Genomic DNA, 10,261 nt, shown 5'->3' on the forward strand with positions numbered 1-10,261 from the left:
GTCACTGCAAATCAGACAGTCAACAAGCGCTCGCGCAACTTGCCAATCTCATCGCGCATCTGCGCCGCCGCTTCGAATTCCAGATCGCGGGCCAACTGGTACATCTTCTCTTCCAGCTGACGAATACGCTTGGTGATTTCACTCGGCGAACGCAGTTGGGCTTCGTACTTGGCGTTTTCCTCGGCGGCCTTGGCCATGCCCTTGCGCTTCTTGCTGCGCGAACCCGGCACCGTGGCGCCTTCCATGATGTCAGCGACATCCTTGAATACGCCTTTAGGGGTGATGCCATTGGCCAGGTTGAAGGCGATTTGCTTCTCACGACGACGATCGGTCTCGCCTATGGCCCGCTCCATGGAGCCGGTGATCCGATCTGCGTAGAGAATTGCGCGACCGTTAAGGTTACGGGCCGCCCGCCCGATGGTCTGGATCAGCGAACGCTCGGAGCGCAGGAAGCCTTCCTTGTCGGCATCGAGAATCGCCACCAGGGACACTTCCGGCATGTCCAGGCCTTCGCGCAGCAGGTTGATCCCCACCAACACATCGAACGTACCGAGGCGCAGGTCGCGGATGATCTCTACCCGCTCCACGGTGTCGATGTCCGAGTGCAGATAGCGCACCCGCACGCCGTGGTCGGCCAGGTAATCGGTCAAGTCTTCGGACATGCGTTTGGTCAGCGTGGTGACCAGCACCCGCTCTTCCAGGGCCACGCGTTTGCCGATCTCCGAGAGCAGGTCGTCGACCTGGGTCAGCGCCGGGCGGATTTCGATTTGCGGGTCCACCAGACCCGTCGGCCGTACCAGTTGCTCGATCACCCGACCAGCATGCTCGGCTTCGTAGTTGCCGGGCGTGGCCGAGACAAAGATGGTCTGCGGGCTGATGCTTTCCCACTCGTCAAAGCGCATGGGCCGGTTGTCCAGCGCCGATGGCAGGCGGAAGCCGTATTCCACCAGGGTCTCCTTACGGGAACGGTCGCCTTTGTACATCGCGCCGACTTGCGGAACGCTGACGTGGGATTCGTCGATCACCAGCAACGCGTCCGCCGGCAAGTAATCGTAGAGAGTCGGCGGTGGCGACCCGGATTCACGGCCCGACAGGTAGCGCGAGTAGTTTTCAATGCCGTTGCAGTAGCCCAGCTCGAGGATCATCTCCAGGTCGAAACGGGTGCGCTGCTCCAGGCGCTGGGCTTCCACCAGCTTGTTGTTGGAACGCAGGTATTCCAGGCGCTCGGCCAACTCGACCTTGATGCCCTCGACAGCACCCAAAAGGGTTTCTCGCGGCGTAACGTAGTGGCTTTTAGGATAGAAGGTGAAACGCGGCAGTTTGCGGATCACTTCGCCGGTCAACGGGTCGAAGGCCGACAGGCTTTCGACCTCGTCATCAAACAGTTCGATGCGGATCGCTTCCAGGTCGGATTCCGCCGGGTAGATATCGATCACATCGCCACGCACGCGGAAGGTGGCGCGGGCAAAATCCATGTCGTTGCGGGTGTATTGCAGGTCCGTCAGGCGGCGAAGCAAGGCGCGCTGGTCGAGTTTGTCGCCGCGATCAACGTGCAACACCATCTTCAAATAGGTTTCCGGACTGCCCAGCCCGTAGATGCAGGACACGGTGGTGACGATGATCGCGTCCTTGCGCTCCAGCAAGGCCTTCGTCGCCGACAGTCGCATCTGTTCGATGTGGTCGTTGATCGAGGCGTCCTTCTCGATAAAGGTGTCGGAGGACGGCACATAGGCTTCCGGCTGGTAGTAGTCGTAGTAGGAAACGAAGTACTCCACCGCGTTGTTCGGGAAGAACGCCTTGAACTCACCGTACAACTGCGCGGCCAGGGTCTTGTTCGGCGCCAGCACTAGGGTCGGGCGATTGATCTGCGCGATCACGTTGGCGATGCTGAAGGTCTTGCCCGAGCCAGTCACCCCAAGCAGCGTCTGGTGAGCCAGGCCAGCTTCGATACCTTCGACCATCAGACGGATGGCTTCCGGTTGATCGCCGGCGGGCTCAAAGCGGGTGACTAGCTGGAAATCCGACATACGCTACCTCTGAAGTCACCCCGGCACGGTGGAACTGGCAAGGACGAAAAAAACAACATGCAACGAAGGCTGCAAAAGCGCCCGCCGTAGGAAAAAACCATGATAACTGTAGAAGTGGAGGCAAATGTGACGGGTTTCAAGGCAATCGTCCTGCATGCGGTTTGCCATCACTGTTGCAATAAGACTAACGGTCAGTAAATAAACCGAAAAACTTACCCGAAAAACCGTTTCGGCTGTCGCCGCGAGCAGTGATGGCCTCTATACTAGCTCCCCGTTTGTGCACCGCTCTAGTGCATTCGGCTGGAGCGCGACACGTCCCTCCTTTCCCCATTCAGAGCCCCCGCAAAAATGAGCCTGTTCTCCGCTGTCGAAATGGCACCACGCGATCCTATCCTGGGCCTCAACGAAGCATTTAACGCCGATACACGAACCACCAAGGTCAACCTTGGCGTGGGCGTTTACTGCAACGAGGAGGGGAAGATTCCACTCTTGCGTGCCGTTGCCGAAGCGGAGGCCGTTCGCGTGGCGCAACACGCGGCCCGCGGCTACTTGCCGATCGATGGCATCGCCACCTACGACCAGGCCGTGCAAAAGCTGCTGCTGGGTAGCGATTCGCCGCTGATCAGCGCCGGCCGTGTCATCACCGCCCAGGCTGTCGGCGGTACCGGCGCCCTGAAAATCGGCGCGGACTTCCTCAAGCAATTGCTGCCCAACGCTGTCGTCGCCATCAGCGACCCAAGCTGGGAAAACCACCGCGCGCTGTTCGAAGGTGCTGGCTTCGCGGTGCAGAACTATCGCTACTACGACGCTGCCACCCACGACGTGAACCGTGCAGGTCTCCTGGAAGATCTCAACGCACTGCCGACGCAGTCCATCGTTGTGTTGCACGCCTGCTGCCATAACCCGACCGGCGTCGACTTGAGCCCGGCCGACTGGCAGAACGTGCTGGACGTGGTCAAGGCGAAGAACCTGGTGCCATTCCTCGACATGGCCTACCAGGGCTTTGGCGATGGCATCGAAGAAGACGCCGCCGCCGTGCGCCTGTTCGCCGAATCGGGCCTGACCTTCTTTGTCTCCAGTTCGTTCTCCAAGTCGTTCTCGTTGTACGGCGAGCGCGTTGGCGCCCTGTCCATCGTTACCGAGTCAAAAGAAGAAAGCGCGCGCATCCTGTCCCAGGTCAAACGCGTGATCCGCACCAACTACTCCAACCCGCCGACCCACGGCGCAGCGATTGTCGCAGCCGTGCTGAACAGCCCTGAACTGCGCGCCCAATGGGAAGCGGAACTGGCCGAGATGCGCCTGCGCATTCGCGGCATGCGGGTGCAGATGGTCGAGCAGTTGGCCAAGGCTGCACCGGGCCACGACTTCAGCTTCGTCGGGCGCCAACGTGGGATGTTCTCCTACTCAGGCCTGACCGTTGAACAAGTCACTCGCCTGCGCAACGAATTCGGCATCTATGCCCTGGACACCGGTCGCATCTGCGTGGCTGCGTTGAACCAGGCGAACATTGGTGCTGTGACCAAGGCTATCGTTCAGGTGCTGTAACCTGCCTGCGATGTAAAAAAGGGGAAGCCAGTGGCTTCCCCTTTTAGTTTGTAAACACCGACCCTGTGGTGAGTAAGCAGCCTTAAAAATTCGCTGTTTTCAACGCGTCGCCCCTAGACTGGTAGCAACTCACTCCCTTTTCCTTGAGTACCCTATGAAAAACGATGACATGGACCTGCGTGCCGACCGTGACGAACTGGATCACTTCACCCCTCGCCCGCAACACGCCAAGCGCCAGAAAAGCCTGGTCCTGCAAGTGGCCCTCGGCGTATTCCTCGGCGGCTTGGCCTTGTGGCTTGTGCAACTGGCCGCTACTTCGCTGATGGCCAAGCTGGCCATGGGGACCCTGCAATTTGGTGGCTGATCTGAGGACGATGGCGTGGCCAACGTAGCCTCGCTGGGGCTCGACAACGCTACGGTAACGCCACTGCACGCTCTTCCAGCAGGCGCACAAAACTGTTCAAGCTTTGCGACACCGTGCCCCGGCGCCAGATCAGCCAGGTGTTCAACAGGCGGAACTCGTCTGCCAGCGGCCACACGCTCACCGTCTTAAAGCCCGGCATGCTTTCCAGCATGCTGCGGGGCATCAACGCCAGCCCGGCACCGGCGCTGACGCAGGCGAGCATGCCGTGATAGGACTCCATTTCGAAGATCTTGCCGGGCACCGAGGCGTCCTGGGAGAACCAGCGTTCAAAGTGGTGCCGGTAGGAACAGTTGGAGCGGAAGGTGTAGATGCTCTCGCCGTTAACGTCCTGGCCCCGAGTGATCGGCGCATGGTTCAACGGAGCGATCACCACCATCTCCTCCTCGAACACTGCCACGCCTTCCAGGGTCGGGTGCAGCACCGGGCCGTCGACAAAGGCGGCGGCGAGCCGGCCTGACAGCACGCCATCGATCATCGTCCCGGAAGGCCCGGTGGTCAGGTCCAGCTCCACCTTGGCGTGTTTCTGGTTATACGCCGCCAATACCGCCGGAATGCGCACAGCGGCGGTGCTTTCCAGCGAGCCCAGCGCAAATGGCCCCTGGGGCTCTTCCCCGGCGACGGTCATGCGGGCTTCCTGCACCAGGTCGAGAATGCGCCGGGCATAACCGAGGAAATTCCACCCGGCAGGCGACAGACGCAGGCGGCTCTTCTCACGGATAAACAGATCCACTCCCAAGTCCTGCTCCAGTTGCTTGATCCGGGTGGTCAGGTTCGACGGCACCCGATGAATCAACTGCGCGGCGGCGCTGATGCTGCCTTGCTCGGCAACGGCTTTGAAAATTTCCAGCTGGACAAGATCCAAGTCATTCTCCAAACGTGAATGTATTGCTTAATATTATTCAGTTCCCGGAAAAGATACAGCCCCGTACGCTGGCCTCCTTCTCATTCACTGCGCAGGACGGTGCCATGAACGCTATTTCTCACCAGACCCATGCCTTGTCGATCAACCCCGCCAACGGCGAAACCGTCGGCCAGTACCCGTTTGAATCCGAGTCGCAGCTGGACGCCGCCCTCACCCGCGCCAACAGCGCCTTCCGCAGCTGGCGCCGCACACCTGTCGGGCAGCGCGCCGAACTGCTGCTGGCCCTGGCCACCATCCTGCGCGACCAAGCCGAAGCCATGGCGCAGATGATCACCCTGGAAATGGGCAAACCCATCGCCCAGGCCCGTGGCGAAATTGAAAAGTGCGCGCAACTGGCCGAATGGTACGCCGCCCACGGCCCGGCCATGCTCGCCCCGGAGCCGACCCTAGTAGACAACGGCCAGGCCCATATCGAATACCGCCCGCTGGGGCCGATCCTCGCCGTGATGCCGTGGAACTTCCCGGTGTGGCAAGTGCTGCGCGGCGCCGTGCCGACCCTGCTCAGCGGCAACGCCTACGTGCTCAAGCACGCGCCCAACGTGATGGGCAGCGCGTACTTGATGAAAGAAGCGTTCCAGCGTGCGGGCTTCCCCGACGGCCTGTTCGAAGTGATCAACGTCACCCCGAACGGCGTGTCCAAGGCCATTGCTGACCCGCGCATCGCCGCCGTCACCCTGACCGGCAGCGTGCGCGCCGGTATGGTGATCGGTTCCCAGGCCGGTGCGGCCTTGAAAAAATGCGTGCTGGAACTGGGCGGCTCCGATCCATTTATCGTGCTCAACGACGCCAACCTCGACGAAGCCGTGCAAGCCGCCGTGATCGGCCGCTTCCAGAACAGCGGCCAAGTCTGCGCCGCCGCCAAGCGCCTGATCATCGAAGAAGGCGTGGTGGACGCTTTCACCACCAAATTCCTCGAAGCCAGCCGCAACCTGGTGGTGGGCGACCCATCCGCCATCGACACCTACATCGGCCCGATGGCGCGCTTCGACCTGCGCGATGAACTAGACGGGCAAGTCCAAGCCACCCTGGCAGAAGGCGCCACCCTCCTGCTGGGCGGTAACAAGGTCAAAGGCCCGGGCAACTTCTACGCGCCTACGGTACTGGCGAACGTCACCGACCAAATGACCTCGTTCAAACAGGAACTGTTCGGCCCCGTGGCCTCCATCATCACCGCCCGCGATGCCGAACACGCCGTGGCCCTGGCCAACGACAGCGAATTCGGCCTGACCGCCAGCGTGTTCACCACCGACCCGGAAAAAGCCCGCAACATTGCCAACGAACTGGAGACCGGCGGCATCTTTATCAATGCCTACAGCGTGTCCGACCCTCGGGTATCGTTTGGGGGTGTAAAGAAGAGTGGATTTGGGCGGGAGCTGTCGCACTTTGGTGTAAGGGAGTTCTGCAATGCGCAGACGGTGTGGTTGAATCGGCGTTAAGTCGAGCCAGGCAATGAGAGCACCTTGCTCCTCGACCTGTCCGGCAAACACCGCGACATAGCACTGGCCATTCACCAACTGAGCGAGTTGGGCGTGCTGCTGATGGGCAAACTGATGGACCGCGAAACACCCTGTAGCTAAAGCCCAGCGCGGCCCTAATGAAACTAGCCCTTCAACTCACTCAACCGATGGCTCGCCGCGTCGTCATAAGCCACATACAGCGACTCGGCGACCTGGCTTTTAATCGCCTTGGCGCTTTCCAGACCTAACACAAACCCTTCGGCCTTGCCGCCAGCGCGGTTCAGGTCTTCTTTCGTGTCAGCGCCAGTGATGGCGTCGAGCAGTTTGGCGGCGTGCGGGCCTACGCCCTTGGGCAGGCTGATCTGGTCGATGCTCATTGGGTTACCTCTACCGAGGTGAACGACGGGGTGTTGCGGGTTAGCGAGGTCATTGGCATACCTTGTAGGCTTGAGGCCGATAGCGCGTGAAACCACTGCCGGGGTGGCATGGTAGACCGGTATGGGAATAAAAGGGCTGCTTTCGGCTAGAAGCGGACGTTCAAGCATAGACCGGGGATGTCTACCAGAGCGGGGTAGTCCAAGCAGTCATTCAAGGCGCCTACAAAAGTAGGGTCGATTCAGCTGGATGCGTTTTTTTGATTTCAAACCCTTGCGAAGGGTAATAGATTACTTATTGAACATTTCGGAAAAAAGCGTAACATTGCCGACCATGATACTCGAACAGCTCAAAGCCCTGGGCAATGACACTCGCATGCAAATGATGGAGTGGCTCAAAGACCCACTCAGTAATTTCCCACCTCAGGATCATGGCGATCCTGCGATAGGAGTGTGCGTAACCCATTTGCAGCACAAGGCTGGGCTTTCACCTTCTACCGCGTCTGCACATTTAGCTATCTTGCAACGTGCAGGCTTCGTGCTAACCACCCGCATCGGAAAGTGGACTTACTACCGGCGCAATGAGCAGGCGATTGATGACTTTGCGGCTAGATTGATCATCGAATTGTAATTTTTAAACTTTCATTTCGTTATTTCGCGTAATTAGAAAACATAAGGAAACCCCTATGAGCAGCAAAACTATCTTCGTCCAACCCGGTGGCGGCTATGAAAAGGTTGTGGTTGGCAGCAGCGAAGTCCAAGCCGCAGCGCGTGGCGAAATCACCGTACGCCTTCACGCCAACTCGCTCAACTACCACGACTTCGCGGTGGTCAGCGGTATGTGGGGCCCTAGCGAAAAACGCATCCCCATGGCCGATGGTGCAGGTGAAGTCATTGCTGTCGGCCCAGAGGTCACTGAATTCAAGGTGGGTGACTCGGTCGTCAGCACCTTCTTCCCGGAGTGGATCAACGGTGCGCCACTGGTTGAAGGCTTTGTTAGCGTGCCAGGTGATGGCATTGACGGCTACGCTCGTGAGCAAGTGACGGCCAAAGCCACATCGTTCACCCTCGCGCCTACTGGCTACAGCCATGCCGAAGCGTCGACGCTTACCACCGCCGGCCTTACTGCATGGCGCGCCCTGATGGCCGATGACTCACTCAAGCCGGGCGACACCGTGCTCGTCCAAGGCACTGGTGGCGTTTCAATTTTCGCCCTGCAGTTCGCTAAAATGGCCGGTGCTACCGTCATTGCTACCTCTTCAAGCGACGAAAAACTTGAACGTCTGAAAGCGCTAGGCGCTGATCATGTGATCAATTACCGCAAAGACCTTAACTGGGGCGAAACTGCACGCGCTCTAACGGGTGGCCGTGGTGTTGACCACATCATCGAAGTCGGCGGCCCTGCGACGCTTGAGCAATCGATGATTGCAATTCGGGTTGCTGGTCACATCTCCGTCATCGGGATATTGAGTGGCGTAAGCGGTGCAATGAATTTTGTACCGGCACTGATCAAGCAAGTGCGTCTGCAGGGTGTGTTGGTGGGTAGCCGCAGCCAGCAGCAAGACATGATCCGAGCCATCAATGCTAATGGCATGCGCCCGATTATTGATCGTCATTTCCCTTTGAGCGAGATTGTCGAAGCGTTCAAGTATCAGGAAACCAACCAGCATTTCGGCAAAATTTGCCTGGATATCTAAGCACGCATGAATGGGCATGATCCGTATGCCTATCTCAAAGATGTGCTGACACGGCTGCCGACGCAGCGGACGAGAGAGATTGGCCCTTGCTTTGTCTTAGGCTCAACCCAGCAGCTCGGTGATCCACTGGGCCTGTCGGGCGATGTCTTGCACTTTCTCCTCGGGCACGGCCTGCCGCGCATGGGCGAAGTGGGTGAGGGTCTGCTGCTTGTGGCGCAGGATTCGCTGCCACTTGACCAGGAACGCCGGGCTGCGTGCCTGCATCTGTAGCGGGCCGAAGTACAGCTGCTCGGCGGTGTACGCCACCGGCCCGGTGCGCTCGGCGACAATGATTTCGTAGTAGAAGCGGTTTTCCTGCAGCAGTTCCTCGAAGAGGATGCGGTAGCCATTCTCCATCAGCCATTGGCGCAGTGGCTGCTCGCCGCCGTTGGGCTGCAGGATCAGCCGTTCCTGGCCGCTCAGGCGCACCCTTCCGCTGTCGAGGATGTCGCGGATCGTCTCACCGCCCATGCCGCAGATGCTGATCGCCGTGATCCCGTCTTCCGGCTCGATCGCTGCAAGGCCATTGGCCAGGCGCACGGTGATCCGCAGGTCTTGGCCGTTCTCGCGCACGGTGCGTTCGGCTGAGCGGAACGGCGTCAATGCCACCTCGCCCGCCACCGCCGCCACGATGGCGCCACGGCGCATCAACGCCACCGGCAGGTAGCCGTGATCCGAGCCGATATCGGCCAGGCGCGCACCTGCTGGCACATGCGCTGCCACGCGCTCCAGGCGCATGGACAATGTCTGTTCGTTCAACTGCAGTTCCTTTTCACCACGAATGTGCGACACCTTTGGCATGAGTGCGAGCGACGCATAATGCTTGGTGAGGGAGGCCGGGTAAAGCGCTGGCAGAGTTGCATCGTCTGCAGCGGGAAGCGTCGCGCAAACTGATCAGGTCAACTCAAATACTTCGCTCGGAACAGGCATCAATCTGGCCGCAGACACTGGAGGATTATGTTGACCTGTTCCTCCAGCGTTACCCATCGATGAGGCCCCGGATTTATTTTTTCTTCTCCCAGGCCAGAAGCCCATGCACTGAGCACGAGGATTTTTCGACTCAACTGCGTAGCTTTTTGGATTGGATGGTTTCAGAGCAGATTTAGAAAGGGTGCCAGCCAGGTTCAGGCATTGGGAACGGCTGCTTTCGGCCAGAAGCGGACGTAAAGGCGTTTGTGTAGTATCTGCCTCAGTTCCTACCTATATGAGAAACCTGATGTTTGGCCGCCGCTCCCCGTCCCCAGCAAGAGCTGTCCGAGACCTGCAAAACGCACGCTCGCTTTTGGGAAAGCACCTGAGCGAGCTTCTGCACGACCAATACTATTTCAACGAAGAGAAAAACTTGAGAGACATAGGTTCTTTAGAGTGGCGGTTTGGCGAGCGAGAAGTTTTATCCATGTATCTCTTGAGTGATGGCGAGAGAGTAGGCGCGGACTTACTGCCATCTGATACGCCGGCTTCCTTTGAGATAGAACCGAACGCGACCTGCTCATGGAAGCGTGAAAACCTGCTTACAGGTTTATCAGCAACCCACCTCGAGAACAAAAAAGTTTGTGCAGTTGAGGGGATTCTTGACTCTCTCTACGGGCAAGAGCCTTGGCTTGCCGGATTCAGAGTTACGTTCGAGACAGGTGACTCCTTGATCTACCTTAACCAGGGCGACGATGCCGTCGTTTTTGGACTTGCCCCTACAAAACCGAACACCAACTCCCCGTTAAATTGATGCTGCCGCTAAGCGCCTGAACTCCCTCGGAGAGCGATAGTTCAAGGCGCTGT

10 protein-coding genes and 2 pseudogenes are annotated in these 10,261 nt (G+C 59.0%); 8 read left to right on the top strand and 4 right to left on the bottom strand.

The window, feature by feature from the left end:
- Positions 1-11 precede the first annotated feature (11 nt).
- Positions 12-2,027, bottom strand: coding sequence for an excinuclease ABC subunit UvrB (uvrB, locus tag ACZRKZ_RS22030; RefSeq protein ID WP_133102970.1), 2,016 nt, complete (start codon positions 2,025-2,027; stop codon positions 12-14).
- A gap of 348 nt (positions 2,028-2,375) precedes the next feature.
- On the opposite strand from uvrB, the gene ACZRKZ_RS22035 reads away from it, so the two are divergent.
- Together ACZRKZ_RS22035 and ACZRKZ_RS22040 are read left to right on the top strand one after the other, a co-directional pair.
- Positions 2,376-3,572: an amino acid aminotransferase gene (locus ACZRKZ_RS22035; protein WP_463982729.1), complete on the top strand. Its 1,197-nt coding sequence runs from the start codon at positions 2,376-2,378 to the stop codon at positions 3,570-3,572.
- Positions 3,573-3,726: 154 nt separating this feature from the next.
- A complete protein-coding gene (locus ACZRKZ_RS22040; protein WP_133102972.1) occupies positions 3,727-3,936 on the top strand; it encodes a hypothetical protein in 210 nt (69 codons plus the stop codon).
- 49 nt (positions 3,937-3,985) lie between these two features.
- Here the strand turns inward: ACZRKZ_RS22040 and ptrR are convergent, their stop codons facing one another.
- Positions 3,986-4,858 carry a putrescine utilization regulator PtrR gene (ptrR, locus tag ACZRKZ_RS22045; RefSeq protein WP_463982730.1) on the bottom strand — a complete coding sequence of 291 codons (873 nt, stop codon included), beginning with the start codon at positions 4,856-4,858 and terminating at the stop codon, positions 3,986-3,988.
- Positions 4,859-4,962: 104 nt separating this feature from the next.
- On the opposite strand from ptrR, the gene ACZRKZ_RS22050 reads away from it, so the two are divergent.
- Both ACZRKZ_RS22050 and ACZRKZ_RS22055 read left to right on the top strand, forming a co-directional pair.
- Entirely contained in the window at positions 4,963-6,354 is a 1,392-nt protein-coding gene (locus ACZRKZ_RS22050) for an aldehyde dehydrogenase family protein (protein ID WP_463982731.1), read from the top strand.
- Between the two features lie 18 nt (positions 6,355-6,372).
- Positions 6,373-6,495: pseudogene (locus ACZRKZ_RS22055) on the top strand (DUF6124 family protein); the annotation flags it as partial.
- 23 nt (positions 6,496-6,518) lie between these two features.
- Here the strand turns inward: ACZRKZ_RS22055 and ACZRKZ_RS22060 are convergent.
- Positions 6,519-6,752, bottom strand: coding sequence for a hypothetical protein (locus ACZRKZ_RS22060; RefSeq protein WP_133102975.1), 234 nt, complete (start codon positions 6,750-6,752; stop codon positions 6,519-6,521).
- 331 nt (positions 6,753-7,083) lie between these two features.
- On the opposite strand from ACZRKZ_RS22060, the gene ACZRKZ_RS22065 reads away from it, so the two are divergent.
- The 3 genes and pseudogenes from ACZRKZ_RS22065 to ACZRKZ_RS22075 form a co-directional block, all read left to right on the top strand.
- Positions 7,084-7,380 carry an ArsR/SmtB family transcription factor gene (locus tag ACZRKZ_RS22065; protein WP_072405141.1) on the top strand — a complete coding sequence of 99 codons (297 nt, stop codon included), beginning with the start codon at positions 7,084-7,086 and terminating at the stop codon, positions 7,378-7,380.
- 55 nt (positions 7,381-7,435) lie between these two features.
- Positions 7,436-8,446, top strand: coding sequence for a zinc-dependent alcohol dehydrogenase family protein (locus tag ACZRKZ_RS22070; RefSeq protein ID WP_463982732.1), 1,011 nt, complete (start codon positions 7,436-7,438; stop codon positions 8,444-8,446).
- A pseudogene (locus ACZRKZ_RS22075) lies at positions 8,447-8,527 on the top strand (transposase domain-containing protein); the annotation flags it as partial.
- A gap of 21 nt (positions 8,528-8,548) precedes the next feature.
- On the opposite strand, the gene ACZRKZ_RS22080 reads toward ACZRKZ_RS22075, so the two are convergent.
- On the bottom strand, positions 8,549-9,244 hold the full coding sequence (locus ACZRKZ_RS22080; protein WP_463982733.1) for a tRNA (adenine(22)-N(1))-methyltransferase: 696 nt from the start codon (positions 9,242-9,244) through the stop codon (positions 8,549-8,551).
- 457 nt (positions 9,245-9,701) lie between these two features.
- On the opposite strand from ACZRKZ_RS22080, the gene ACZRKZ_RS22085 reads away from it, so the two are divergent.
- Positions 9,702-10,208 (top strand): hypothetical protein, encoded by a 507-nt coding sequence (locus ACZRKZ_RS22085; RefSeq protein ID WP_463982734.1) that lies wholly within the window; start codon positions 9,702-9,704, stop codon positions 10,206-10,208.
- The last annotated feature ends 53 nt before the right edge of the window (positions 10,209-10,261 follow it).

The organism is Pseudomonas sp. c313, from assembly GCF_055407145.1.